At 63.7% G+C, this 25,561-nt stretch carries 22 protein-coding genes; 14 read left to right on the top strand and 8 right to left on the bottom strand.

Annotation, left to right across the window (positions count from 1 at the left end):
• Window positions 1–34: 34 nt before the first annotated feature.
• Window positions 35–301 (bottom strand): 30S ribosomal protein S20, encoded by a 267-nt coding sequence (rpsT, locus tag QQM37_RS02205; RefSeq protein ID WP_285724558.1) that lies wholly within the window; start codon window positions 299–301, stop codon window positions 35–37.
• Window positions 302–697: 396 nt separating this feature from the next.
• Between rpsT and lepA the strand changes: the two genes are divergently transcribed.
• Both lepA and hemW read left to right on the top strand, forming a co-directional pair.
• A complete protein-coding gene (gene lepA, locus QQM37_RS02200; protein WP_285724556.1) occupies window positions 698–2,554 on the top strand; it encodes a translation elongation factor 4 in 1,857 nt (618 codons plus the stop codon).
• Window positions 2,555–2,622: 68 nt separating this feature from the next.
• Entirely contained in the window at window positions 2,623–3,849 is a 1,227-nt protein-coding gene (gene hemW / locus QQM37_RS02195) for a radical SAM family heme chaperone HemW (protein WP_285724554.1), read from the top strand.
• Between the two features lie 43 nt (window positions 3,850–3,892).
• Here hemW and QQM37_RS02190 read toward each other — a convergent pair whose 3' ends face one another.
• Both QQM37_RS02190 and QQM37_RS02185 read right to left on the bottom strand, forming a co-directional pair.
• Window positions 3,893–4,327, bottom strand: coding sequence for a DUF4870 domain-containing protein (locus QQM37_RS02190; RefSeq protein ID WP_420030108.1), 435 nt, complete (start codon window positions 4,325–4,327; stop codon window positions 3,893–3,895).
• Window positions 4,328–4,434: 107 nt separating this feature from the next.
• A complete protein-coding gene (locus tag QQM37_RS02185) occupies window positions 4,435–5,325 on the bottom strand; it encodes a DUF3097 domain-containing protein (RefSeq protein WP_420030107.1) in 891 nt (296 codons plus the stop codon).
• Window positions 5,326–5,426: 101 nt separating this feature from the next.
• Between QQM37_RS02185 and hrcA the strand changes: the two genes are divergently transcribed.
• From hrcA to QQM37_RS02170, 3 genes are all read left to right on the top strand, one after another.
• Window positions 5,427–6,440, top strand: coding sequence for a heat-inducible transcriptional repressor HrcA (gene hrcA / locus QQM37_RS02180; protein WP_285724550.1), 1,014 nt, complete (start codon window positions 5,427–5,429; stop codon window positions 6,438–6,440).
• Window positions 6,441–6,557: 117 nt separating this feature from the next.
• A complete protein-coding gene (gene dnaJ / locus QQM37_RS02175) occupies window positions 6,558–7,691 on the top strand; it encodes a molecular chaperone DnaJ (protein WP_285724548.1) in 1,134 nt (377 codons plus the stop codon).
• A 9-nt stretch (window positions 7,692–7,700) separates the two neighbouring features.
• The gene (locus tag QQM37_RS02170) at window positions 7,701–8,474 is read left to right on the top strand and encodes a 16S rRNA (uracil(1498)-N(3))-methyltransferase (RefSeq protein WP_285724546.1); all 774 of its coding nucleotides are present in this window, start codon (window positions 7,701–7,703) and stop codon (window positions 8,472–8,474) included.
• Between the two features lie 23 nt (window positions 8,475–8,497).
• On the opposite strand, the gene QQM37_RS02165 is transcribed toward QQM37_RS02170, so the two are convergent.
• Window positions 8,498–9,376 (bottom strand): GerMN domain-containing protein, encoded by an 879-nt coding sequence (locus QQM37_RS02165; RefSeq protein ID WP_285724545.1) that lies wholly within the window; start codon window positions 9,374–9,376, stop codon window positions 8,498–8,500.
• 370 nt (window positions 9,377–9,746) lie between these two features.
• Here QQM37_RS02165 and QQM37_RS02160 point away from each other — a divergent pair, with 370 nt between their 5' ends.
• The 5 genes from QQM37_RS02160 (at window position 9,747) to QQM37_RS02140 (ending at window position 15,548) form a co-directional block, all read left to right on the top strand.
• Window positions 9,747–10,925, top strand: a complete 1,179-nt coding sequence (locus tag QQM37_RS02160; RefSeq protein ID WP_285724543.1) for a PhoH family protein — start codon at window positions 9,747–9,749, stop codon at window positions 10,923–10,925.
• Window positions 10,922–11,395, top strand: a complete 474-nt coding sequence (gene ybeY / locus QQM37_RS02155; RefSeq protein WP_285724541.1) for an rRNA maturation RNase YbeY — start codon at window positions 10,922–10,924, stop codon at window positions 11,393–11,395. Before QQM37_RS02160 ends, ybeY begins: the two co-directional genes overlap by 4 nt.
• Before the next feature lie 8 nt (window positions 11,396–11,403).
• Complete coding sequence (locus QQM37_RS02150) at window positions 11,404–12,831, top strand: hemolysin family protein (RefSeq protein ID WP_285724539.1); 1,428 nt, start codon at window positions 11,404–11,406, stop codon at window positions 12,829–12,831.
• Window positions 12,821–13,750 carry a GTPase Era gene (gene era / locus QQM37_RS02145; protein ID WP_285724536.1) on the top strand — a complete coding sequence of 310 codons (930 nt, stop codon included), beginning with the start codon at window positions 12,821–12,823 and terminating at the stop codon, window positions 13,748–13,750. The genes QQM37_RS02150 and era overlap by 11 nt, the downstream gene beginning before the upstream one ends.
• Before the next feature lie 364 nt (window positions 13,751–14,114).
• Window positions 14,115–15,548, top strand: coding sequence for an LCP family protein (locus QQM37_RS02140; protein ID WP_285724534.1), 1,434 nt, complete (start codon window positions 14,115–14,117; stop codon window positions 15,546–15,548).
• A 129-nt stretch (window positions 15,549–15,677) separates the two neighbouring features.
• Here QQM37_RS02140 and QQM37_RS02135 read toward each other — a convergent pair whose 3' ends face one another.
• Entirely contained in the window at window positions 15,678–17,633 is a 1,956-nt protein-coding gene (locus tag QQM37_RS02135) for a M13 family metallopeptidase (RefSeq protein ID WP_285724532.1), read from the bottom strand.
• A 320-nt stretch (window positions 17,634–17,953) separates the two neighbouring features.
• On the opposite strand from QQM37_RS02135, the gene leuA reads away from it, so the two are divergent.
• The 3 genes from leuA (at window position 17,954) to QQM37_RS02120 (ending at window position 21,372) form a co-directional block, all read left to right on the top strand.
• A complete protein-coding gene (leuA, locus tag QQM37_RS02130) occupies window positions 17,954–19,708 on the top strand; it encodes a 2-isopropylmalate synthase (protein WP_285724530.1) in 1,755 nt (584 codons plus the stop codon).
• A gap of 84 nt (window positions 19,709–19,792) precedes the next feature.
• Window positions 19,793–20,548: a DNA repair protein RecO gene (gene recO / locus QQM37_RS02125; RefSeq protein WP_285724528.1), complete on the top strand. Its 756-nt coding sequence runs from the start codon at window positions 19,793–19,795 to the stop codon at window positions 20,546–20,548.
• Window positions 20,548–21,372, top strand: coding sequence for an isoprenyl transferase (locus QQM37_RS02120; protein ID WP_285724526.1), 825 nt, complete (start codon window positions 20,548–20,550; stop codon window positions 21,370–21,372). Before recO ends, QQM37_RS02120 begins: the two co-directional genes overlap by 1 nt.
• A gap of 6 nt (window positions 21,373–21,378) precedes the next feature.
• On the opposite strand, the gene QQM37_RS02115 is transcribed toward QQM37_RS02120, so the two are convergent.
• Both QQM37_RS02115 and QQM37_RS02110 read right to left on the bottom strand, forming a co-directional pair.
• Window positions 21,379–22,557, bottom strand: coding sequence for an alpha/beta hydrolase (locus QQM37_RS02115; RefSeq protein WP_337250227.1), 1,179 nt, complete (start codon window positions 22,555–22,557; stop codon window positions 21,379–21,381).
• Entirely contained in the window at window positions 22,554–23,609 is a 1,056-nt protein-coding gene (locus QQM37_RS02110; protein ID WP_285724524.1) for an alpha/beta hydrolase, read from the bottom strand. The genes QQM37_RS02115 and QQM37_RS02110 overlap by 4 nt, the downstream gene beginning before the upstream one ends.
• A 159-nt stretch (window positions 23,610–23,768) precedes the next feature.
• Here QQM37_RS02110 and QQM37_RS02105 point away from each other — a divergent pair, with 159 nt between their 5' ends.
• Complete coding sequence (locus QQM37_RS02105; protein WP_285724579.1) at window positions 23,769–24,845, top strand: quinone-dependent dihydroorotate dehydrogenase; 1,077 nt, start codon at window positions 23,769–23,771, stop codon at window positions 24,843–24,845.
• 49 nt (window positions 24,846–24,894) lie between these two features.
• On the opposite strand, the gene QQM37_RS02100 is transcribed toward QQM37_RS02105, so the two are convergent.
• On the bottom strand, window positions 24,895–25,506 hold the full coding sequence (locus QQM37_RS02100; protein ID WP_285724522.1) for a DUF3043 domain-containing protein: 612 nt from the start codon (window positions 25,504–25,506) through the stop codon (window positions 24,895–24,897).
• Between the last annotated feature and the right edge of the window lie 55 nt (window positions 25,507–25,561).

Genomic DNA, 25,561 nt, shown 5'->3' with positions numbered 1-25,561 from the left:
CCCCCCCCCCCCCCCCCACGCCCAAGGTACAAGATTAGCCAGCGAGGCCGTTGACCTTCTTGGCAATGGCGGACTTGCGGTTGGCCGCCTGGTTGGCGTGAATCACGCCTTTGCTCACGGCCTTATCCAGCTTGCGGCTGGCGGTAGCGAGCGCCGTGCTTGCCGTCTCCTGGTCGCCCGAGGCAACAGCCTCGTTGACGGCCCGAACAACGGTCTTCAGCTCAGACTTGACCGAGACATTGCGCTGACGCGCCTTCTCGTTGGTCAGAATGCGCTTCTTCTGGGACTTGATATTAGCCACGTGGTGAACTCTTCCATCTATGTCTTGCGTCAAACATTTGGTCTAGAGGGCGTTGGATCACCCATTGACAGAGTGGGGAAACTCGATTTCGGTGAACGTCCGGGGATCCATCGTGCCCGCCGACCTGCACGGACACACACAGCAGTAAACTTTAGCAGATCAACTGCTGTTCGTCAGGACCGCAGTCGATCCACTCATGCGGGCGCGTCGCGGCGGGGCCTGTCACGGCAGATCCGGACAGAACAACGAACTGACCAATGCTGAGCAATCTGCGCGCTCGTGGGAGAATCGAAGGTGCGTATTTCGCAGACCGGCCCCGCGACAGGGGTGAAAGTCTCCGAAGGTGCTGCACCCAGCTCTACCGCTTAAACCGTCGACAGTGAGGAAGTCTCTGCAGTGTCACCCATGGCCCGCACCGCACCGGTGCCCGCCGCGACCGATCCGGCGATCATCAGGAATTTCTGCATCATCGCCCATATCGACCACGGGAAGTCCACCCTGGCGGATCGGATGCTGCAACTGACCGGCGTCGTCGCGCAACGCGATATGAAGGCGCAGTACCTGGACCGGATGGACATTGAACGTGAGCGTGGCATCACCATCAAGTCCCAGGCTGTGCGTATTCCCTGGGAAGTGGATGGACAGGCCTACTGCCTGAATATGATCGACACCCCCGGCCACGTCGACTTCACCTACGAGGTGTCTCGCTCGCTGGCCGCCTGCGAGGGCGCCATCCTGCTCGTTGATGCAGCACAGGGCATCGAAGCGCAGACCCTGGCCAATCTGTACCTCGCGATGGAAAATAATCTCACCATCATCCCGGTGCTGAACAAGATCGATCTGCCGGCCGCCCAGCCGGAGAAGTACGCTGCCGAACTGGCCAACCTCATCGGCGGCAGGCCAGAGGATGTCCTGAAAGTATCCGGCAAGACCGGCATGGGCGTTGAAGCGCTCCTGGACCAGATCGTCCACGAGCTGCCCGCTCCGACCGGGAATCCGGACGCCCCTGCCCGCGCCATGATTTTCGACTCGGTCTACGACTCCTACCGCGGCGTGGTCACGTATGTCCGTGTGGTGGACGGCAAGCTCTCGCCGCGCGAGAAGATCCAGATGATGTCCACCCGTGCCACCCACGAACTGCTGGAAATCGGCGTGAGCTCCCCGGAGCCGACCCCGTCCAAGGGCCTGGGCGTGGGTGAGGTGGGCTATCTGATCACCGGGGTGAAGGACGTCCGTCAGTCCAAGGTTGGCGATACGGTCACCACCTTGCACAAGCCCGCAGCAGAATCCCTGGGCGGCTACGAGGACGCCAAGCCGATGGTGTTCTCCGGCCTGTACCCACTGGACGGCACGGATTATCCGGTATTGCGTGACGCGCTGGAAAAGCTGATGCTCAATGACGCTGCACTCGTCTACGAGCCGGAGACCTCCGCTGCGCTGGGCTTCGGCTTCCGGGTCGGCTTCCTGGGCCTGCTGCACCTGGAGATCACCCGGGAACGTCTGGAACGCGAATACAACCTGGATCTCATCTCCACAGCCCCGAACGTGGAGTATGAGGTGACGCTGGAGGATAAGAAGGTGGTCCACGTGACCAACCCCAGCGAATACCCTGTCGGTAAGATCGACGAGGTCCGTGAGCCCATGGTCTCGGCGACGATTCTTGCCCCTAACGAGTTTGTCGGAGCCATCATGGAGCTCTGCCAGAGCCGCCGGGGCATTCTGGGTGGCATGGACTACCTTTCCGAGGACCGGGTGGAGATCCGCTACCGGCTGCCGCTGGCGGAAATCGTCTTCGATTTCTTCGACATCCTCAAATCCAAGACCCGTGGCTATGGCTCGCTTGACTGGAAGGCCGATGGCGACCAGGTCGCTGATCTGGTCAAGGTGGACATTATGCTCCAGGGCGAGCAGGTGGATGCCTTCTCCGCTATCACTCACCGCGACAAGGCCTACTCCTACGGCGTGATGATGACCGGAAAACTGCGTGAGCTCATTCCGCGCCAGCAATTCGAGGTGCCCATCCAGGCCGCGATCGGCGCCCGGATCATTGCCCGCGAGAACATCCGGGCCATCCGCAAGGATGTGCTGGCCAAGTGCTACGGCGGTGACATCACCCGAAAGCGCAAACTGCTGGAAAAGCAGAAGGAAGGCAAGAAGCGCATGAAGATGGTGGGCCGGGTGGAGGTCCCCCAGGAGGCGTTCATCGCGGCGCTGTCCTCCGACGAATCCTCCAAGGACAAGTCGAAGAAGTGATCCACCCGTGGATCTGAAACCGATGGATCTGAAACCCGTGAATCTGAGTCAGGCCACCGAGGATCGTCATGCCCAGCATTCTTCCTGAGGGCGAGCCCGCCCCCGCTGATGGTCTGCTTCCGGCCCAGGCTGCGGAGGGTGCGTCGTCCCGAGCCTTCGGGCTCTACGCCCACATCCCGTTCTGCGCTGTCCGCTGTGGCTACTGCGATTTCAACACCTATACCGCGCTGGAACTTGGCGGGGGTGCTTCGCAGGCAGCGTACGCCGGCACCGCAGAGCGGGAAATCGAGCTGGCGGCGCGTGCCATCCGGGCCTCAGGCCTTCCGGAACGCCCGCTGAGCACGGTCTTCTTCGGCGGAGGAACACCCACCCTGCTGCCAGCGGGTGAGCTGGCGGGGATGTTGCGTGCCGCCATCGAACGCTGGGGGTTAGTGCCCGGTGCAGAGGTCACCACCGAGGCCAACCCGGATTCGGTCACTCCGGAGTCCTTGCAGGAACTGGCGGAGAGCGGGTTTACCCGGGTGTCCTTCGGTATGCAGTCAGTGGTACCCCATGTGCTCAAGGTTCTGGACCGTACGCACCAGCCCGAGCGGGTTCCGCAGGCAGTTCAGTGGGCCCGGGATGCCGGGCTCGCGGTGAGCGTCGACCTGATCTACGGCACACCGGGGGAGTCGATGTCGGACTGGCGAGCCTCGGTGGAAGCCGCACTGAGCTACCAGCCCGATCACGTGTCCGCCTACGCGCTGATCGTGGAGGAGGGCACCAAACTGGCCGGGCAGATCCGCCGCGGCCAGGTCCCCGCCGTGGACGATGACGACCACGCCGATAAGTACCTGGTGGCCGATGAGCTCCTCGGCCAGGCTGGCTTCCAGTGGTACGAAGTCAGCAACTGGGCCCGGACGCCACAGGATGCCTGCCAGCACAATCTTGCCTACTGGCGCGGTGACGACTGGTGGGGGATTGGCCCCGGGGCTCATTCACACATCGGCGGGGTTCGCTGGTGGAATGTCAAACACCCCATCGCTTACGCCCAGCGCCTGGAAGCAGGCGAATCACCTGCCGCGGCGCGCGAGATCCTGGATGTACCGACCCAGGAGCTGGAGCGGGTCATGCTCGCCGTGCGGCTGGCCGACGGCCTGCGCATCGAGTCACTGAGCGCCGCCGGCAGGCAGGCCATCGCCAGTTTGATCGCCGAAGGCCTGATCGAGCCGAAGGAAGCCTTCCGGGGCACCCTGGTCCTCACCCTGCAAGGACGGCTTCTGGCCGACGCGGTGGTCCGGCGCGTCCTGGACTGAGTGTGCTTTCGCTTCCGGACCGGGGTCGCTCCTGCGCCCGGAGCTAGTGGATCCAGCGCAGGTTGAAGCGATAACGGTAGGGGTTACCCCGATTGACCGCAACGGCGGCAATGACCGAGTACACGGTCAGGAAAACCCAGATCAGCATGGCCAGAACGGCAAAAATGCTGCCGATGCCCGGAAGGAGCACGGCCGCAATATTGGCGATGGCGGCCAGAATGGACAGCGGCAGGGTGAAGTTCAGCGCCTCTTTCGACTCCTGCGCAGTAAAGGGACCACGATGCCGGAAGATCAGAAAGATCACCAGTGAGGGGATGAATCCGAGAATGCCGCCGCAATGAGCCAGAAAGGCATACTGCTTATCCTCAGCCGCCGTGAGCGGAGCCGCGTTCTCTGGCACCGGGTCAAACCGGGAATCCGAGGCGGCTGACTTCGGATCCGTGGAACCGTGGTTCCTGGATCGTTCCGGCGTACTCACCCGACTCACCCGCCCCTTCTCCAACGTTGCCCATCGCGCATGTCATCCTGTGCACTCAGGCTACCGCAGGCCAGCCGCAGAATCTGTGAGGCAACCCGCACATCGGCTCAGGGAACCGTCAGGAAGTCGATCACTTCCTCGACTCGGCCCAGAAGGCTGGGCTCGAGGTCGGAGTAGCTGCGGACGGCGCTGAGCAGTCGCTGCCAACCGCGGGCAATGTCCTGGTGGTCATGGGCCGGCCAACCGAAGGCCTGCATGATGCCCATCTTCCACTCCACGCTGCGCGGCACCGTGGGCCAGGCGGCGATGCCCAGGGCGCTCGGTTTGATCGCCTGCCACACATCCACATAGGGATGCCCGACGATCAGCAGGTTGTCCCGGGCTCCGGGAACCGCCAGGGCTTCCGCGGCGATCCGACTCTCCTTGGAGTTCGGGACCAGATGGTCCACCAGCACGCCAAGTCGGCGTTGTGGCCCCGGCTGAAAGTCTCGGACGGCGTCGACCAGATCGTCGATGCCGCCCAATGGTTCCACCACGATGCCCTCCACCCTCAGGTCGTCGCCCCAGACCTTCTCGACCAGCTCGGCATCGTGCTTGCCTTCCACCCAGATCCTGCTGGCGCGGGCCACCCGGGCTCGCTCCCCGGTGACCATCACCGATCCGGAGGCGGTCCGTCTGGCGGGAGCGGGGCCAGCTGGCCTGGCCACGGGAGCCACTACTTCAACCGGGGAACCATCCAGCAGGAAGCCGAAGCCGAGCGGGAAGGAGCGCGTGCGTCCCAACCGGTTTTCCAGAACGAGAACGTGCATACCGCCCGATTTTTCGGTCCGGGTCACCGCACCGACCCATCCGCTGGTCACGTCTTCAAGGACCAGACCCGCCCGCGCTTCCACCTGCGGGAGCTTGGCTCGCTTGCGGCCTGCGGAGAGTACTCCGGAGGATTGCGGACCCCAGCTGGTGTAATCAAATCCTTCACTCACCGTTGTAGTCTGGCCCATTGCTGCACAGAGCCCCAGCGGACACGCGGGTGCGCGCCGGACGAAGGCGTACTAGAATTAGCACTTGGACCAGGAGAGTGCTAACAACGGTGGGAGGTTTCATGAGCGAGGGACGCAGGCTCGATGTGCTCCGGGCCATCGTTGATGATTATGTGCATTCGGGGGACCCCGTGGGTTCAAAGGCCCTGGTGGAGCGGCATCAGCTCGGTGTATCCAGTGCGACCATTCGTAATGATATGGCGGCTCTGGAAGAGGAAGGCCTGATCGCGGCCCCGCACACTTCTTCCGGGCGGATCCCCACCGACAAGGGCTATCGGCTCTTTGTGGATCGCATCGATGAGGTCAAACCGCTCTCCGCAGCGGAGAAGCGCGCGATCGCCGCGGTGCTCAGTGGTACGCACGATGTCGAAGACCTGCTGGAGCGCACGGTCCGCACTCTCGCTCAACTGACCAACCAGGTCGCGGTGGTCCAGTTCCCGCTCTCCTCTCATGCCTCGGTGCGTCATATCGAGGTGGTTCAGCTGGCCGCCCACCAGGTGTTGCTGGTGCTGATTCTTGATACCGGCAAAGTGGAGCAGGGCGTCTTCGACGTCGGCCAGCAGCTCAGCGAGGCGCAGGTCGCCATCCTGCGAGCCCTGTTCCTGGAGCACTGCGGCACTCAGCCGGTGGCGGATCTCTCCGCCCGGAGCGAGATGGTGGGCCAGGTGGTCCCGCCCGCTCTGCGGATCGCGGCGCAGGCCATCGGCAGGGGACTGCGCTCTCTGGCGGAGGAGTTGCAGGAGCAGCGCTTCGTGGTGGCCGGGACGGCCAACCTGGCCCGGGCACGCGGTGACTTCCCGCTGAGCATCGGCCCGGTGCTCGACGCTCTGGAGGAGCAGGTCGTCATGTTGCGTCTGCTCTCCGACATGGCCCAGGACTCACGGGGTATGGCAGTGAGCATCGGTCGGGAGAACCTGGCCGATTCACTGTCCGAGACCTCCGTCATCGCGGCCAGCTATGGTGCCGGTGACGGCGCCAAGCTGGGCGTGCTGGGTCCGTTGCGGATGGATTATCCCTCCACCATGGCGGCCGTGCGCGCCGTCGCCAGATATCTTTCCCGCATTCTGGCCGGATGAGGGTGTACCGGCCTCATCCGGCCGTCCCCGGCGTCCGTTCTTCCCGGCAGCTGCTTTCCGGCAACTGCTTACCGGCAGGGCCGGCCCTGAGCCACAACAGAAAGTGAACTGCAGTCAGTGAGTAACCACTACGAAACCCTGGGGGTCACCCGGGACGCCACGGGCGAGGAGATCAAGAAGGCCTACCGCAAATTGGCCCGAAAGTATCACCCCGACGTGTATGAAGGCGCGGACGCCGAGGAGCGTTTCAAAGAGGTCAGTCACGCCTATGACGTGCTCTCCGACCCACAGAAACGCCAGGTCTACGATGCGACGGGCAATGAGAACGGCACCCCCGGAGGCTTCGGTGGTGGCAGCGGCTTCCAGGGTGCCGGTTTTGCCTTCCAGGACATCTTCGAGAACCTCTTTGGCGGGCAGGGTGGCGGTCAGGGACCCATCCCACGGACCCAGCGTGGTCAGGACGCATTGATCACCGTGCGTATCGACCTGCGTGATGCGGTCTTCGGTGTGAATAAGAAGATCGAGGTGGATACCGCAGTACTCTGCCCTACCTGCCAGGGGTCCTGTTGCCGCGAAGGCACCACGGTACAGACCTGTGAGATCTGTCGGGGGCGCGGGCAGGTCCAACGTCCGGTTCGCTCCATTCTGGGCCAGGTGATGACCGTCACTGCCTGCACCGCCTGCCAGGGGCACGGCACCATCATTCCGGATCCCTGCAACGAATGTGGCGGTGAGGGACGGGTCCGCTCCCGCAAATCGCTGACCATCAAGATTCCGGCCGGTGTTGATACGGGTAACCGGATTCAGCTCGGCGGGCAGGGCGAGGCTGGCCCGGCGGGCGGGGCCCCAGGTGACCTGTACGTGGAGATCCGGCTGAACAAGGATGCACAGTTCACCCGGCGGGGCGATGACCTGTATGCCAGCATGACGGTCCCGATGACCGCGGCCGCGCTAGGCACCGAGCTGACCATCGACACCTTTGACGGTACTCAGCAGATCATCGTGAAGCCCGGCACCCAGTCGGGCGAGGTGAGCACCCTGCGCCAACTGGGTGTGACGCATCTGAGGGGGCAGGGACGCGGTGATTTGCTGATCGAGCTGGTGGTGGAGACCCCCACCAAGGTCGATGCCGCCCAGGAAGAGCTGCTCAAGCAGTTGGCCAGGCTGCGCGGGGAGGAGTTCACCGAAGGGCGGCTGAACACCGCCAACGGGGTCTTTGCCAAACTGCGGGACAAGCTCGGCCACCTCTGAGCGACTGCCATGACCAGACCACTTTTCTACGCTCCAGCTCCGGAGATCGGCTCCCTGGCCGTGGGTGACCGGTATCTGCTGTCCGGGACAGAAGCCCATCACGCAGCCACCGTCAGGAGGCTCGTCGCGGGGGAAGAGTTTCTGCTTTCTGATGCCGAGGGACTGCGGCTGAGCTGCGTCGTGGAGCAGGTGAGCGCCGGGCGGCCCAGCGAGGCCAGTCTGCTGCTGGAAGTCACCGGTGTTGACCGGGAGGAATCACCTGCTCCTCAACTCACCCTGGTACAGGCTCTGGCCAAAGACAGCCGGGATGAGCAGGCCGTGGAGACCGCTACGGAGTTGGGCGTCGATGCCGTTTACCCCTGGCAGGCCGAACGCTCGATTGTGCGATGGAAGGCAGAGCGGGCGGCGAAGGCTCTCGCCAAATGGCGCTCGGTGGTCTGGGCTGCTGCCAAGCAGTCGCGCCGCTCCGTGGTCCCCGCCGTCCATCAGCCGCTGGACAGCGGCACCCTGGCCGACTGGGTGCGCGCCGGCGCTGGAACTCGACTGGTGCTGATGCTGGACGAAGAGTCTGCTCAGCCGTTGCGCGAGTTGGTGCCTGTCGATTCCACACTGCAGGAGGTGGCCGTCATCGTCGGACCGGAAGGCGGCATAAGCCCCCGGGAACGTGACCTCCTGGCGGCCGCTGGGGCGCTGAGCGCCAGCCTGGGGCCGCATGTGCTGAGGTCCTCCACGGCAGGACCGGCCGCCATCGTGCTGCTGAACGAGATCCTGAGACGCTGGTAGTAGCTCCGGCTGAAGGCAGCCCGTCACACTACGGTGAAGTCCTTGGTATCCAGACCATGCTTCGTCGTCGGGCTGTCCGCTGAGGTCCAGAACATCTCCAGGCGGTAGCTTCCCGGCGGGAGAGTCAGTGTGATCGTGAAGCTTCCCGTCGTAGGGTCGGCCGCCGGAGCCGTTCCCGTCTGGATGATCGCAGATGTGTCCCGGGCAACCACGGACCAGGATACCGGTCCGGACGTGTTGGTTGTCCGGCCGGTCAGTGTCTGCGGGCGGCCTTTGTATTGCTGACCCTGCTGCGGGTTGATGATCCACAGCGGTGCCGGTGCAGTTCGGTCCCGGATCAGCGGGCCATCCAGTTTGACCCTGTCGAAGGCCAGAAAACCGGTATGGCCGTCGACCAGAACACTGACCGGAATATTGGTTCCGGTGTCCAACAGACCCGCATTAGTAGCCGCCGCCGTGGCCGTGTACACCAACTGCTGAAGAGCCAGCCGGGCGGTGGATTCGTCCAGCGAGGTGTTGAAGGCATCGGCTGAAAGATCGACCGTGATGCCGCCGCTGGCCGAGATGGAGGCCGTCACCTTGGACGCTTTGGACCAGGGCGTGGAATAGTCCGGGTCCAGCGGTTTGCTCCCCGTCATCTTCTCGATGGCTGTTTTGATCGGGTCTGCACCCGGAGCCAGCGGAAGGAATTCCCGGTAGAGAACTTTTGCCCCGTCCGAGCGACCGATCCAGTACACCGGAACGATGGGTGCCGCCTGCGTCGACTCCTGAGGCGCGTTGCTGGCCTGAGTGCCCGTCACCACCACGGGAGCGCTGTTGCTGCTCACCGCAGGTGTGGTTGCGGTACAGGCCGCCAGGGAACACGCCAAAGCAAGCGTGCTGAACACGGCGAGGATGCTCACCATGTACTTCTTCAGCACGTGCACCAGGCCGATGATGATCCCTTACGACGGACGGAGCCTCCCGCTGGACGCCAACGAGGCAGGCGGAAAAGGCAGTGGATTGCTGAAAGTCTGACACAGCGACGGTTCCCGTCAGGGCCGAAAATGGGGCTGGGCTGGCAACTGCAACCGGATCGCAATCCTTTCGATACCGGCCCGAGACCTCAGACCGGAATGCGCCCCAAGCGCATCGGGGCACGTCGGGGAGCAGCGGGGGTTGGGTGGCTGGCGGGTACCATGGAAGAGGTACAGGAAAACTGTGCCCGTCAGAGTATGCCCTGACTGCTGATTGAGCATCGAAAGCGAGCATTGAGGCCCCTGGGCCGCCGTCATGAACAGCGCAACACCTCTTGAACCCCCGGAAGAGGAGACCAACCGGTCTCATCCCGAGGAAGCACCGTCCGGGACCTCCTGGGATGATGCCTCCGGACCCGTTGGCCCCAATCTGCTCAGTGATCATCTTCTGCTGGCCTCTGCGGATCGCCAGGAGACGTATACCTTCGATTCCGCCGAACAGATGGTCGCGGCCCTCGGCACTCATGACCAGGCGATTCGCCGACTCGAAGTCAGTTTTCCGCAGGTCGACTTCCACTTGCGGGGCAACCAGATCGTCGTCACCGGACCCAACCAGCAGGTACAGAGGATCATTCGACTTTTCGGCGAGGTCCGTGCCATCGTTCTGCGCCAGGGCGTCATCACGCCTCATGCTCTGGATCAGTTGCTCGCCATGCTCCAGGCTCAGCCCGATGCCCGTTCCGGCTACGATCCGGTCGAGGTGCTGACGCAGACCATTGTGAGCAGCCGCGGCAAAGCTGTCCGGCCCAAGACGCTCAATCAGAAGCGCTATGTCGATGCCATCGACCGCAATACGGTGGTTTTCGGCATCGGCCCCGCGGGCACCGGCAAAACCTACCTGGCCATGGCCAAGGCGGTTCAGGCCCTGCAGCAGAAGGAAGTCAGCAGAATCATTCTGACCCGTCCTGCCGTGGAAGCGGGGGAACGCCTGGGATTCCTGCCCGGGACGCTTAACGACAAAATCGATCCGTATCTGCGCCCGCTCTATGATGCCCTGCACGACATGCTGGATCCCGAAAGCATTCCGCGGCTGATGGCTGCCGGGACGATCGAGGTGGCACCGTTGGCCTACATGCGCGGGCGAACCCTGAATGATGCCTTCATCATCCTGGACGAGGCGCAGAACACCACTCCGGAGCAGATGAAGATGTTCCTGACCCGTCTGGGCTTTGGCTCCAAGATGGTGGTCACCGGTGATGTCACCCAGGTGGACCTGCCTCACGGCGTGCGTTCCGGGCTGCGGGTGGTCGAAGATATTCTGCATCAGGTGGATGACATCGCTTTTATGCGCCTGGAGGCCGCCGACGTCGTCCGGCACGAACTGGTGGCACAGATAGTCACTGCCTACGCACAGTGGGGCGAGGACAACCCGCCGAGATACCAGCCGGGCGCCTCCAGCGACCGCCACGACGACGGAAAGCGAGAGCCTCGATGAGCATCGAAGTGAACAACGAGTCCGGCATGGAGGTCGATGCCGAGGAGCTGACGCGGCTGGGACGGTACCTGATCGAGGCACTCTACCTGCACCCGCAGACAGATCTGTCCATCCTGTTGGTTGACCCGGCGGCAATGGAGACCCTGCACATCGAATGGCTGGGCGAGGACGGCCCGACGGACGTGATCTCGATCCCGATGGATGAGTTGCGTCCTGGAACGCCGGGGGCCCAGGCCTCCGCCGGTGCTCTGGGCGATCTGGCCATCTGTCCTCAGGTCGCCGCCGATCAGGCCTCGGCGGGCGGGCACAGCACACTGGATGAGATCCTGTTGCTGGCCACCCACGGCACCCTGCATCTGCTCGGCTACGACCACGATGACGAGGAATCGCGTGCCGAGATGTTCGGCCTCCAACGAGCCTTGCTCAGTGGTTTCCTGGGCCGTCCGGCCCCGGCTGAAACCATCGCCTGAGGACCCAGGTGAACGTCGTCGTCCTGCTGGGCATGGCCCTGATCTTCCTGGCCGCGGCTGCTGTGTTCACTGCGGTGGAGTCGGCACTGAGCTTCATTTCGCATCACGATGCCGAGGCGGTGCTCCACGAGAGCGACCCTGGCACGATCCAACGTCAGCGGGCGCTGAGGAAGGTGCTCGCCAACCCGATCCCGTATGCCAATGCGCTACGTTTCTGGCGTATCTGGTTTGAAATGGCCACCGCAGTCGCTCTCGCGGTGTTGTGTCTGAGCCTGATTCCGGTGATCTGGCTGGCGGGGCTGATCGCCACGGTGGTGATGGCGGCTGTGGGCTTCGTTCTGGTCGGGGTCTCGCCCCGGCGCTTTGGTCGGGCCTATCCTTTGCCGATTCTGCGCGCCACGGCCGGCCTCGTCTGGTTCCTTTGCGCCGCACTCGGCCCTATTCCGGAGTGGCTCATCGCGGTGGGCAATGCTGTTGCGCCGACTGCCCTCTCGGGTGAGCGGACCATTGCCAGCGAAGAGGAGTTCCGCGATTTCGTGGAACGGGCCAGCGAATCCGAGCTGATCGAGGATGAGGACGCCGAGATCATCCAGAGCGTCTTCGAGCTTGATGACACCCTCGTGAGGGCGGTGATGGTTCCGCGGACCGACATTGTCAGTATTGATCATGAGGCCACGATCGATGAGGCACTGACCCTCTTCATCGATTCCGGTTACTCCCGCGTTCCCGTGCTGGGGGAGAGCAGCGACGACGTTCTCGGCATCCTCTATCTCAAGGATGTGGTGGCCGCTGAGCATCAGCCAACTGTGGACCCGGCCCCGGCGCTCTCTGTTCAAAAGCTGGCCAGAGAGGCGCGCTATGTGCCTGAATCGAAGCCTGTGGGGGATCTGCTGCGGGAATTGCAGCGTGAGTCCACCCATGTCGCCATCGTGATCGATGAATATGGCGGAACCGCCGGACTGGTCACTCTGGAAGATCTGATTGAGGAGATCGTCGGTGAAATCGTCGACGAATATGATGCGGCTACGCCGGACGTCCAGATCCTGCCGGATGGAGGATTCCGGGTCAGCGCGAAGATGAGTGTCGAAGACCTCGGCGAGTTGTTCGACCAGGATCTGGACGATGACGAAGTCGATACCGTGGGCGGCCTCCTGGCCAAACATCTGGGCCGGGTCCCGATCGTGGGAAGCTCGGTGGAGGTGGAAGGCATCCGCCTGGTGGCTGACCGGCTGGAAGGCCGCCGCAACCGCGTCGGTCAGATGATTGCTCACAGGGTCGAGCCGGTCGGGGCAGGGGTTCCGCTGGCCGAGGCAGAAGATCCTCCGAGCGATGGTGGCCCGGAAAATTCCGGATCCTCCACCGGTCCCAGCATGGCATCCACACCCGAACACCCCACAGACAGCCCCACAGTCAAGGAGAAGCACCATGGTCGCTGAGAATCACCGCGCAGGCTATGCCGTCCTGGTAGGGCGCCCGAACGCAGGAAAGTCAACACTGACCAACGCCCTGGTGGGTCAGAAGGTGGCCATCACCTCGGCCAAACCGCAAACCACGCGGCACACCATTCGTGGCATCGTCACTAGGGAGGATTTCCAGCTGATCCTGGTGGACACCCCCGGTCTGCACAGGCCCCGCACTCTGCTGGGCCAGCGGCTCAACGACGTGGTGGCAGCCACTCTTTCCGAGGTCGACGTGATCGGATTCTGCCTACCGGCGACGGACAAGATCGGCCCCGGCGACCGGTTCATTGCCACCCAGCTGGCCCAGTTCCGTCGTACCCCGGTCGTAGCCCTGGTGACCAAGATCGACCTGGTCGACAAGGGGGCGCTGGCCAGCCATCTGATGGCTGTTGATGCTCTGGGCCAGGAAATCCTCGGTGGCACCGGATTTGCCGACATCGTCCCGGTATCAGCCCTCGGAGATGAGCAGGTGGATGTGGTGGCTGAGGTGCTGGCGGCCCATATGCCACTTTCTCCGCAGCTTTATCCTGATGGCGAGGCCACCGACGAGCCGACCGAGGTGATGGTGGCCGAACTGGTGCGGGAGGCTGCCCTGGAAGGGGTGCGCGACGAGATGCCGCACTCGCTGGCTGTGGTGGTGGATGAAATTCTTCCGCGCGAAGACCGGCCGGCAGACAAGCCCTTGATGGATGTGCGGGTGAATCTCTTTGTGGAGCGCCCTTCGCAGAAGGCCATTATCATCGGCAAAGGTGGTTCGCGGCTGCGGGAGGTGGGATCGCGGGCCAGGGCCGGCATCGAAGAGCTGCTGGGCATGAAGGTCTATCTTGACCTGCACGTCAAGGTGGCCAAGGACTGGCAGCGGGATCCCAAGCAGTTGGGCAAGCTCGGTTTCTGAGAGTTGACCTGAGCGGGAGCCTCAGTTTTTGGCCGCGGGTCCTCAGATCTTACGGGGATCTTCCGGCGATGAAGGCCCCCGGTCATAGCGCGTTCTCAGGGCTCTTGTAGAGTGCGGCAGAGCCTGGAATCCGCCAACAGGCTTTGCTGGCTCTAGAATGGTCAAAACCTGTTGTCGACGAAAGGCCCACCCTATGGATGGTCGCCGAGGGAGTCGAACGCGCGCTGAGGCTCGACGTGCTCAGTCTGCGCAACCCGAAACGCCTGCCGCTTCCGCGGAACGATCCACCGCTTACCTGGGTCGTCCGCGTCATATGCGTGTCCGACGCCGGACGCCGCTGTGGATCAAAATCACTGCCTCTGCCGTGGCCGTAGTGCTTCTGGCTGCGGTGGGGATCGGCGCTGCTCTCTTTCTGCACCTTCAGGGCAACATTCAGGTCCAACAGCTCAACGTGGGCCTGGACCCCTCCGTGGCTCCGGTCGGCGATGACAACCACGATGCCATTCAGATCCTGATCATGGGCACCGACACCCGCTCGGGTAAGGACGCCGCCTACGGCAGCACAGCGGATTCGGGCGGCTACGGCAACTCCGATGTCATGTTGCTGATGAACCTCTCCGCCGACCGCAAGCGCGTGACCATGGTGAGCTTCCCACGCGACCTCATGGTGCCGTTCCCCGGCTGCAAGGATCCCAACACCGGCAATGTGTATCCCGCTCAGCCCATCATCCAATTGAACTCGGCGCTCAGTATGGCTGGACCCGGCTGCACGGTGGCCACCATCAACAAGCTCACCGGTATGACGATCGACCATTTCATGATGGCTGACTTCAATGCGGTCAAGGACCTGACCACTGCCCTCGGCGGGGTCGATGTGTGTGTTGACGCTCCGGTGGTGGATCCGGCTTCCGGGCTGAACCTGCCGAAGGGAACCTCCAGCGTCTCCGGTGACCAGGCCCTGGCCTTCCTGCGGACCCGCCATGCCTTCGGCGATGCCAGCGATCTGGCGCGCATTGCCGCCCAGCAGTCCTTCCTCGCCTCAATGGCACGCAAAATCAAAACCGAGGGAACGCTGACCAATCTGCCCAAGTTGTACTCCATCGCAGATATCATCACGCAGAATCTCACCGTGGATCCAGGTCTGGCCAATGTGAGTTCGTTGATCACCATGGCCGGGCGTCTCAAGGACGTGGACCTGGCCAAGACGGCCTTTGTCACGGTGCCCTGGACCACCTACGCCCCGGATCCGGGACGGGTCGCTCTCTCGGAGCCAGGAGCCAGCCAGCTGTTCTCCTTGATCCGGCGCGACGGCGACGTCACTGCAGGTGCGACCACGGCCAGCGCAACGGCCAGTGGTACTGCGACCGGCACTCCTGGCTCGAGCGCCCCGGCGACGACGACGGCTCCACCGGCACAGGTGGCCTACAACAAGGCGATCCAGCCGATCATTCTCTCGGATGCCTCCGGAGCACCCACCCGGGCGCAGGAAATGCTGACGAGTCTGGCATCGTTCGGTTACACCGACGTCCGAATCAGCAATACGGTGGCCCAGCAACCTAATACTCAGCTGCTGTATGGGGCGAATTTTGCCGATGTGGCCCAGGACCTGGCAGCGACCTACCATCTACCCGCCGACGCCCTAGTGTCTGCCCCGGCCATCAATGGGGTGCAGTTTATTGTGGGTCAGGACTTCGCCAGCGGAACGGACTACACCAAGGCGACCGTGCCCTCGGACATCGTGGCTCAGACGGCCCAGGACCCGGCCAAATGCCAGGCGGTCAACAACCTTCCGCGCTAGTTGCGGGCAGAGACGAGCTGCCAGTTGCAGGTTTATTTACCAGTTGTGCAGGGTGTCTGAGTGTTCCACCCTGCACGACTGGTAAATAAGCGGAGAGAGGCTTCGCGCACTAGCTGCCTCAACTCCGGCTCACCAGATGCTGACGCGCTCCTCGGGGTCCAGCCATAGACCGTCGCCGGGAACCGTGCCGAAGGTCTGATGGAAGGCATCAAGATTCTTGACCACCTGGTTGCAGCGCCACTCATTGGGAGAGTGCGGATCGATGCTGACCCGACGTGAGGCTTCCTCCGGCCGGTTCTTCCCGCGCCAGCACTGAGCCCACGAGTAGAAGAAGCGTTCGGATCCGCTGAGCCCATCAACCTCCGGAGCCGCCGTGCCGTTCAGGGAGGCCTGCCAGGCCTTGTAGGCGATGGACAGGCCACCCAGATCGCCGATGTTTTCACCCAGGGTCAGCTCGCCGTTGACCCGCTGCTCGGGGGCGGAGACCGGGCTCAGAGCACTGTATTGCGCCACCAACTGGGCGGTTCGCTTCTCGAACGCCGCACGGTCCTGTTCGCTCCACCAGTTCTTCAGGGCACCTTCACCGTCGAACTGTGAGCCCTGGTCATCGAAGCCGTGCCCGATCTCATGCCCGATGACCGCTCCGATACCGCCGAAATTGGCGGCATCGTCGGCATCGGCCGTAAAGAACGGCGGTTGAAGGATCGCTGCGGGGAAGACGATCTCGTTCATCGTGGGGTTGTAGTAGGCATTGACCGTCTGGGGCGTCATCAGCCATTCTTCGCGGTCAATGGGCTGGCCGATCCGTCCCAGCTGTCGACGAAGCTCAAAGAGATGTGCCCGTGCCACATTGCCCAGCACATCGTCGGGGCTGATCTGCAACGATGAGTAATCCCGCCAGGTATTGGGGTAGCCGATTTTGGCGACAAATTGATCCAGTTTGGCCAGTGCCTTCTGCCGGGTCTCCTCACTCATCCAGTCCAGTTCCAGGATCGAGGCACGGTAGGCCTCAATGAGGCCCGCCACCAGGGACTCCATCCGCTCCTTGTGGGCCGGCGGGAAATTCTCAGCCACATACAGCTGTCCGACCGCTTCACCCAGTGCATCCTCGACGAGAGCCACCCCGCGCTTCCAGCGGTCCTTGATCTCGGTGGCACCGGTCAGCGCCGTGCCATAGAAGGCGAAGTTCTCGTCGACGAACCGGCTGGAGAGATACGGCGCAGCAGAGGAGATGAGGCGGAGGGTCAACCAGTCCTGCCAGTCGGACAGCGGGGTGTCCAGTAATTCCTGGTGCAGGGTCTGGAAGAACTGGGGGGTCAGGACGATCAGCTCGTCTCCCACAGAGTCCTCGGCACCCAGGCCCCTGAGCCACTGCGGGAACTGAGGGAACAGCTCATCCACTGCAGACCTACTCAGCAGATTGTAGGTTTTCTGCGGATCGCGCAGCGTCACATTGTCCCAGTGGCCTGCCGCCAGCCGGGTTTCCAGCGCGAGGATCTTCTCCGCTGCAGCATCCGGCTCCGGATGCCCGGCCAGGCTGAGCATCCGGCTCACGTGCTCCTGATACTTCTGCCGCAACACGGCGTGCTGCTCTTCGCGATAGTAGGACTCATCAGGAAGACCCAGGCCTCCCTGATAGATCTGGAAAAGATAGCGCTGGGGATTGCCGGGATCGTTGTACACATAAAAGCCCAGCGGGCCGGCGGTCAGCCCCCGCTGCAGTTCCCCGGAAAGCTCCACCAACCCGTTGATGTCCGCACAGCCCGCTATCCGGTCCAGGGTGGGCCGCAGTGGGCCCAGGTCGGCAGTCTCAATAGCCTCCTGATCCATGAAGCTGGCGTAGAGGTCGCCGATTTTCTGGGCGACCGCATCCTCCGCCCCGCGGCTGGCCGCGCTTTCGATAATGGTGCGCACCGCCTCCTCGGAGGCGTCGCGCAGGCTCAGGAACGTCCCCACCGAGGCCCGGTCCGCCGGGATCTCATTCTCGTCCAGCCAGAGGCCGTTCACGGTGCGGAACAGATCATCCTGAGCCCGCACCGCCGGGTCGAAACTGCTCGTGTCAATACCTGAGGTCAGGCTGGCCATGGCTGCGCTCCTTAGAAATATCCTGAGAAATAAGAGTGGTCCCGATACGGCGTCGATGCCGTCACGATGCTCTGAACCCACCCGGTCAGCCGGGTTCTCTGTCATCCTAGCCGTCCTGTCTGGTCTTCCCGTGGAGCGTGCTAGGCTGACTGCGTGCGTGCAGGCTTCCTTCTCCTTAGCCGCCGCGGCGAGGCCATAACCCGCTGATTGCCGGACCTGATCATCAGATCACGGAGCAGCGCCAGGCCGATTCCTCGCCGCGGAGTTTTGACGTACCCGGCCGCCAGGAACATTTCACCCAACAGATGAGGCCATCAAGCATGCGCAACGCCCAAAAACCTTCCGGTATGCCGATCCACCGCTACGTCCCCTTCCACGAGCAGATCACCGTCGAACTGCCGGACCGGACCTGGCCCGACCGCCGCGTCACTACGGCTCCGCGCTGGTGCGCGGTCGACCTGCGGGACGGCAACCAGGCACTGATCGACCCGATGAGCCCGGCCCGCAAACTGAAGATGTTCGACCTGCTGGTGAGCATGGGTTACAAGGAGATCGAGGTCGGTTTCCCCTCGGCATCTCAGACCGACTTCGACTTCGTCCGCCAGCTCATCGAGGGCAACCACATCCCGGATGACGTCACCATCCAGGTGCTGACTCAGGCCCGCGAACACCTCATCGAACGGACCTATGAGTCGTTGGTGGGGGCCAAGCAGGCCATCGTCCACCTGTACAACTCCACCTCCGTGCTCCAGCGGCGGGTGGTCTTCAACGAGGATCAGGACGGCGTGCTCGCCATCGCCGTTCAGGGTGCTCTGCTGTGTAAGAAGTACCAGGAGACCCTGGTCGACACCCAGATCACCTATGAGTACTCTCCGGAGTCCTTCACAGGTACCGAACTCGACTACGCCGTGCGGGTCTGCAATGCAGTGGCCGACATCTTTGAGGCGTCAGCGGACAGCCAGGTGATTATCAATCTGCCCGCCACGGTGGAGATGGCCACCCCGAATGTCTACGCGGACTCGATCGAGTGGATGAGCCGCCACCTGCACCCCCGTGAGGGGATTGTGCTCTCCCTGCACCCGCACAATGACCGCGGAACCGGCGTCGCCGCAGCCGAACTCGGATATCTGGCTGGCGCAGACCGGATCGAAGGCTGCCTGTTCGGCAATGGTGAGCGCACCGGCAACGTCGACCTGGTCACCCTGGGACTGAACCTGTTCAGCCAGGGCATCGATCCGATGATCAACTTCTCCAACATCGATGAGATCCGCCGCACGGTTGAGTACTGCAACCAGCTGCCGGTCCCGGAGCGGGCGCCGTACGGGGGCGATCTGGTCTTCACTGCATTCTCCGGATCGCATCAGGACGCCATCAAGAAGGGCCTGGAAGCCCTGGAGCGCGATGCCGCCGCCGCAGGTCAGAGCGTCGACGAAGCAACATGGGCCGTGCCGTACCTGCCGGTCGACCCGAAGGATCTGGGCCGCAGCTACGAGGCCGTCATCCGGGTCAACTCCCAGTCAGGCAAGGGCGGCGTCGCCTACCTGCTCAAGAATGATTACAACCTGGACCTGCCACGCCGGGCCCAGATCGAGTTCTCCGGAGTCGTACAGCGCCGTACCGACACGGTCGGTGGCGAGGTGAGCGCCGCTGAGCTCTGGGAGATCTTCACCGATGAATACCTGCCCAGCCCTGCCGACGGCCCGCATGAGCCCTGGGGCCGCTACGCTCTGGGCTCGATGACGGCCGAAACCCGGGAGGACGGCTCGATGACGCTGAGCGCGAATATGCGCATCGATGGCGTCGAGCAGCGTCGCGTCGGCGTAGGCAACGGACCCATCGCGGCTTTCCTCGACATTCTCCGCCAGGACGGGGTGGATCTGCGCGTGCTGGATTACTCCGAGCATGCTCTCTCCGAAGGTGGCAATGCTCTGGCAGCAGCCTATGTGGAGGCTGCCGTGGGGGAGCGGGTGCTCTGGGGCGTCGGCATCGATGCCAACACCGCCGTTTCATCGCTCAAGGCCGTGATCTCGGCAGCCAACCGGGCGATTCGTGACGGCGCCCGGCCGCTCGGCTGAAAGCCCCGACGCTGAGGGACTCTTCCAAGGTGCTGGTGGGTGTGGCTCAAGCCGGGCCACGCCCACCAGTGGGAGAATGGAAGGGTGCCACGATCCTCAGGTTTCGCCGCCCAGACCTACCGGGTGGACGCCGTCGTGCTCAGAACACACAAACTGGGCGAGGCGGATCGCATTGTCACGCTACTGAGCAATAGTCAGGGTCTGATCCGCGCGGTCGCCAAGGGCGTCCGCCGTACCACCAGTAAGTTCGGTGCCCGTCTGGAACCCTTTATGGTCAATGACCTGCAGCTCATTCCCGGCCGGAGTCTGCACGTGGTCACCCAGGCGGTCAGCCGTAGCAGCCACGGACAGGCCATCGCCGCTCACTACGGCAAATACACCGTGGCCACCGCCATGGCGGAGACAGCGGAACGACTCACCGATACGGATGCCGAGTCCGCGGGTGCTCAATACCGGCTGCTGATCGGTGCCCTGGGTTCCTTGGCCCGTGGCGAGCACGCTCCGGAGTTGATTCTGGACTCCTATCTGTTGCGTGCTCTGGCCACGGCAGGCTGGGCGCCCAGCTTCACCGATTGTGCCCGATGCGGTGAACCGGGGCCGCATCAGTCCTTCTCTGCCCCGCTGGGCGGAGCGGTCTGCGTGAACTGCCGGCCGCCGGGTGCCTCGTCGCCTGCCCTGGCCACCATGGAACTGCTGGCTGCGCTGTTGAGCGGTGACTGGGGCACGGCGGACGGCTCTGAACCGACCAACCGCCGCGAAGCTGCCGGGCTGGTGGCACATTTTGTCCAATGGCATCTGGAACGTTCCGTCCGCTCGCTCAGTCTCGTCGAAAGGCCCTGATGGCTCGCCGTACCCGCTCCTCGGTCACACCCGGAGATTTCACCGTGCAGGCTCCCTGGCCGCACCCCTCGGGGGAGACCAAGCCGCAGATTCCCCAGGAACTGATTCCCCGGCACGTGGCCATCGTCATGGACGGCAATGGCCGGTGGGCCAACCAGCGCGGACTGACCCGCATCGAGGGCCACCGCGCGGGCGAGCCGGCGTTGCTGGATGTGGTGGCCGGCGCCATCGAACTCGGGATTACGCATCTGAGCGTCTATGCCTTCTCCACCGAAAACTGGAAGAGGTCTCCCGAGGAGGTCCGTTTTCTGATGGGTTTCAGCCGTGATGTGCTGCGCCGCCAGCGCGATCAGCTGGACGCCTGGGGTGTGCGGATCCGCTGGGCCGGGCGGCGCCCCCGGCTCTGGGACTCCGTGATCAAAGAGCTGCTGGTGGCGGAAAAGCAGACCCAGCACAACAGCACGCTGACCCTCACCATGTGTGTGAACTACGGTGGGCGCGCTGAAATCGCCGATGCCGTCCGGTCGATCGCCGACGACGTCGCCGCTGGGCGTCTGAAGGCTGGCGCGATCACCGAGAAGACCATTCAGCGCCATCTCTATCTGCCAGATGTGCCGGAGGTCGATCTGTTCGTGCGTTCCAGCGGGGAACAGCGGCTGTCCAACTTTCTGCTCTGGCAAAGTGCCTACGCCGAATTCGTCTTCCTGGACACGCTGTGGCCGGATGTCGATCGCCGGACCCTCTGGCATGCGGTCGACGAGTACGCCCGTCGGGACCGCAGATACGGGGGAGCGGTGGATGCGGCCCCCGGTGCCGAGGCCTGAGGCGCTTCAGTCCTGATGAGTCAGTCCCGATGAATCAGTCCCGATGCGCCACAGCAAGGGCACATCGGTCCGGGGACGATAGGCGGACAACCAGTCGTGGAGGTCGCGGTAGGCCAGTTCACGGACGTCGCGGCGTGAGAGAAACACGTCATGCAAGGCACCCGGGTAGCGGTTGACCATCACCCGGCGGCCCAGTTTCAGGGCGATCCTGGACATCTCGCCCACGTCGATGACGGCATCGACCTCCATCATCTCCGCACTCCAGTCGGCCTGGATCAGGCTCCGTCCGGAGAGCATCATGAGCACGGGGACATCGATGTCGAGCCCCTTGGACACCTCGGCGTGACCGTTGAGCACGGCCTTGACCCAGCCGGCCCGGATCGGGAATGAGGCAGCCGGGCGCCACCGCGGATCAAGATCCCATTCACCGTGTGCCGTGATGCTCACCGACTGCCAGTACGCCGTCATCTCAGGCAAGGGGAAAATGCGGCGCGGCGCCGCCCTGACCCAGGGGCCCACCAGCTGGCTGGCTACCTGACGAACAAAGCGGCTGCCTTGCAACTCCAGCCAGGGAGCGTTGAGGATCAGCGAGGTGAGCTCGCCAGGATGCCGTTCCGCCCACAGCGTGGCGATCAGCCCACCCAGCGAATGTGCGAGCAGGTGAATCTGGGTCGATTGGCCTTCCTCGGCGCGAATGACGGCCATCGCCGCGGCCAGATCGGCATCGTAGACCGTCAGGTCCTCGGTGTACCCTTCCTCCTGCCCCGGCTGCAGACTGCGGCCGTATCTGCGCAGATCCAGGGCGTAGAACTTCACGCCATGCTCCGCCAGTGTCTCGGCAAGCTCCGTCTGGAAGAAGTAGTCAGCCCAACCATGGAGGTACAGCACACAGGGTGCCTCCGGTTGGCTCTGTTCGTCCCGGCCGGGACGGAAGCCGTCGGACCACGGCAGATGACGGTGCAGGGTGTGCAGCGACCCTGAATGAAGCGTCGGGGCCGGTGGACGATAGCGGACCAGGGTTGCCGTGACCGGACCGTCGTCGTCCGTCCCCAGATCCAGGGCCTGTTTCTGATATCCCGGACCCAGATAGTCCTCGGTCCAGGAATGCTGTTGCTGATCAGGCCCGGTATGACGGTCCTTGCGCCGATGCTTTCGGTTCTGGTAATCCCGGTTCTGGCCGCTCACTCGTCCTCACTTTCAGTCAGCAGGTAGCCGTGAATCCATCGTCTGAGCCTTCGATACGCATCCTGACGCACTGACTTTTCGCTGAGCAGGACGTCGTGCAGCCCGCCGTCGATGCGTTCCACGGTGACGCTGTCGCCCAGAATCAGCGCGCGGCTGGCCATGGTGCCAATGTCAAGAACCGCATCGGCGCTGCGCATTCCCTCCCGCCAGCGGGGGCCGTTGAGGCTTCTGGCACTCATCAGCACCAGAATCGGCACTGTGATGTCGAGCCCCCGGGCAACCCTGGCATGTCCGGCCAGAATGGCACTCATCCAGCCCGCGCGTACCGGAAAGGCGTTGGGCGGCCGTAGACCGGTATCGAGGTCCCATTCGCCCCCGGCCTGGGCAGCGATGCTGCGCCAGTAGAAGTTACGCGGTGGCAGTCGCATCCGGGCGGTCGGGCGCCACCGAGCCAACGGCTCCACCAGAGAATAGGTGGCGTGCCGCACCAGTGAACTGCCATGCATCTCCAGCCAGGGGCTATTGAGCATCAGGTGGCTGGCTCGCAGCTGCGGCGGACGTTCGGCATTCCGTGCTGCCCACAATGCGGCCACCAGCCCTCCGGTCGAGTGGCCCATGAGCGCGATGCGTGCCGTCGAACCGGCGCTGAGGGGCGCATCAGGATCTGAATCCAGATCCTGATGGATCACGGTGAAGGCGGCACTGAGCTCACCGTCATAGTCGTTGAGATCGGCGACAAAGCCGCCCAGATCACCCTCACGCAGACTCCGCCCGTGATTGTGCAGATCCAGGGCATAAAAGGCGATGCCCTCGGTACTGAAAAAGTCCGCAAGTTCCCGGTTGAAGAAGTAGTCGCTCCAGCCGTGCAGAAAGAGCACTGCCTGAGGCGGGCTGAGTCGGCGGTCACCACCGGCCGGAAAGTGCCGGACCAGGGTAGAGACGCGCCCCTCACCCAGGTGCAGGGTCAGCGACTCATAGCCCGCACCGAGCACATCCGAGTGCCACTGCGGGCTCCGACCGGCGGCTCCGAGGAGATCATCAGATTCCGCCACGCCGGTCACCACCGTCACTGGGCGTCTGGCTACACATAGTTCCATGCTAAACCTGAGCACCACGCTGACGATGGCGCACTCCGGGTGCCGGGGCAGGTCTTGAACCTGCCGCGATTTTGCCCCGCCGAAGGGAACCGGAAGACTAGTGCCATGGCCTCCTTGCGCGTGTATCCGACCGTCTTCCGTCTCGTTTTTTCCCGGATGGACGCAGAGCAGGCGCACCACCTTGGCTTTTCGATGATTCGCCTCGCTCATCGCCTGGGTGTTGGCGTCGTCCTGCGCGCCATGACCCGTCCCGCCCCCGAGCTGCGCTGCACGGCGCTGGGCCGGACCTTTCCTTCGCCCTTCGGCCTGGCAGCTGGATTCGATAAGGACGGCCATGGGGTCCAGGCGTTGGCCATGATGGGATTCGGCCACATCGAAGTGGGCACCATCACCGGGCAGGCCCAGCCGGGCAATAACCGGCCGCGCCTTTTTCGTCTGGTCCAGGACCGGGCGCTGATCAACCGGATGGGCTTCAACAACGATGGCGCAACTGCCGTCGCGCCGCGGCTGAGGGCGGCCCGCGCCGGGCTGGAGCGTCGGTATGTACCCGCCCGTCCGGTGATCGGCGTCAATATCGGCAAAACCAAGGTGGTCAATCTGGCTGATGCGGCCTCTGACTACATCGCCAGTGCCCGCCAGCTCGCCGCCGTCGCCGATTATCTGGTGGTCAATGTCTCCTCGCCCAATACGCCCGGTCTGCGGTCCCTGCAAAGCCCGGAGGCGCTGCGTCCGCTGCTGGAAGCGGTCCGCACCGCAGCTCAGGAGGCGGCAGGGCGCACGGTTCCGCTGCTGGTGAAGATTGCGCCTGATATGTCAGATGAGGACATCGATGGTATCGTCGGCCTGGCTCTCAGCCTGAGGTTGGAGGGCATCATCTGTACTAACACCACCATCACTCGTGAAGGGCTCAGTGCCGATCCGCAGATCGTGGCGTCCTACGGCGTCGGCGGACTCTCCGGTGCGCCGCTCAAGGAGCGCTCGCTTCAGGTTCTTCGACGGGTCCGTCAGAGCAGCAACGGCGCTCTGACCATCATCTCCGTGGGCGGGGTGGAAACGGGGGAGGATGTCAAGGAACGGCTGGAGGCCGGGGCAACCTTGGTGCAGGGCTACACCGCGTTCCTCTATAAGGGGCCGTTCTGGGCGGCCAGGATCAACCGTTATCTGGCCAGGAACTACCGGCCGTCAAAATAGCGGGGACCGGTAGCCGGCCGGAGCCGGTCCATCATGGAGCCCCTCGGGTTTAGAGATGGTCGTTGAACTCGCCGCGGGCAACCTGCGGCTTGGGCAGGCGCAGGCGGCGGAACTGCAGGGAGCGCATGACGCCGTACCAGACCACGCCGGGCTCCACGGAACCGAACTTCGCGGCCAGCCGCTGGCGCATTTTGCGGCTCATCAGCCAGGAGTCGAAGGCGACAATCAGCACGATCACCCAGAAGCCAAGGAACAAGTAGGACTGGAGCTCGAGCGGCACCATCACGGTAAGTACCACGATGGCCAGAGCGATGAACATAACATATTCACCGAGGCTCAGCCGATTGTCCACAAAGTTCCGCGCGAAGCGCTTCTGCGGACCCTTGTCCCTGGCGGGGAGGAAGCGCTCGTCACCGGTGTCCAGCGCCGCGCGCATTTTCATCTGTGCTTCCCGGCGGGCTTCCCGGTCTGCTGCTTTGGCGGCGCCACGGTCTTGGGGCACCAGAGGGCGCTTACGCAGTGCTTCCTGTTCCTTGCGCCGGGGCGTGGGAACACCCTTGCCTGCGCGTGGATCGGCGGCGCCGGAAGCCTGTGCAGCCTTCTGGACGTCGTTCTGCGCGGCAGCAGCTGCCCTGTCTTTTCCCTTGTTTAGCCCAAACACCCCCCAAGCTTACCGGCTGTGCCGCCACTTCCCGGCAGCGCTGCCCTCCGTGACC

Source organism: Psychromicrobium xiongbiense (assembly GCF_030271165.1).
Taxonomy (GTDB): domain Bacteria; phylum Actinomycetota; class Actinomycetes; order Actinomycetales; family Micrococcaceae; genus Renibacterium; species Renibacterium xiongbiense.
The sequence above is the reverse complement of the archived record's forward strand: the minus strand, read 5'-3'. Positions and strand labels throughout refer to the sequence as shown.